A 1,212-nucleotide genomic window follows, 5' to 3' on the forward strand; every position below is an offset into this window, starting at 1 on the left:
CAGAGGAGGCACAGAATTCACCTGCATATCTGCCATCTTTGCGAAAAGAGAACTTGACGCACCGGGATCTGTTCAGGGCTGTTCAACGCTGACAATTCGCGCCCCGATGAGGCCGTCGATTGAGAGATGCTGGAACTGAGAGAGCTGAACGCGATACCGGATGCCCGGAGAGGACAGGGGCGGATGTATGACCTGCCGCATGTGTTGCTGTGCTGCATCCTGGCGGTGGCAGCGGGAGCGGATTCGTACCGTGCGATAGCGCGCTTCATTGAGGCGCGATTTGCGTGGTTGCAGGTGCACACGGGACTGGCTTGGAGACAGGCACCAGGGCACACGGGCTTGCGCGCGATCCTGCTGGGTCTGGATCAACAGGCCATCGAACAGGCACTGCGCCGCCATGCACGCGCGGTGCTGCGCAACACCGAGGCCGCGACCACCATTGCCATCGACGGCAAGACCTTGCGCGGCAGCCTGGATCGCTTTGCCGATACTGCCGCGCTGCAGTGGCTGTCGGCGTTTGCCACCGCTGAGCGCCTGGTGATCGGCCAGGTGGCGCTGGCCGATGGGGACAAGGGCGGCGAGATTGCTGCGGCACAGCGGTTGATTCAAGACCTCGGGCTGCAAGGCAGGCTGTTCACGCTGGATGCGCTGCATTGCCAAAAAAACGCTGCAAGTCGCCGTCGCCAGCGGCAACGACGTGCTGGTTCAACTCAAAGGCAACCAGCCCGCGCTGCTGAAAGCGATGGTGGCGCTGTCTGAGCAGACTCCTCCCAGCGATGGCCATCACGAAGATCAGATCGGGCAGCGAAACCGCATCGAATCCAGAACCACCTCGGTGTGGCCGCTGGCCACCCACTGTGTGCCCGAGCAGTGGCCCGGCATCCGCTGTCTGGTTCGGGTTCGCCGCAACACCGAGGTCTTCGACCCGGCGCTCAAGCAGTGGCAGCCACGCGGCGAGATCGCATGGTATGTCTGCACCCGCGAACTGTCCGCCCGTACCGCAGCGCACGCCGTTCGCGACCATTGGTTGATCGAAAACTCCCTGCACCACGTGCGCGATGTCGCCATGGGCGAAGACGCCTGCCGTATTCGACGCCAGCCCGGTGTCTTTGCTCAACTGCGCACCTGGTCTCTGAACTTGATGCGACATGCCGGTCACCTCAACATCACCTCCGCTCGCCAAATCCTCGCCTGGTCTTCTGACGCTCTGCT

Annotated in this window: 1 pseudogene; it reads left to right on the forward strand. The window is 62.8% G+C overall.

Annotated elements, in window-relative coordinates:
- The first annotated feature begins 126 nt into the window (after positions 1–126).
- A pseudogene (locus VFZ66_03345) lies at positions 127–1,212 on the forward strand (ISAs1 family transposase).

This window comes from Herpetosiphonaceae bacterium (assembly GCA_036374795.1).
Lineage (GTDB): Bacteria > Chloroflexota > Chloroflexia > Chloroflexales > Kallotenuaceae > LB3-1.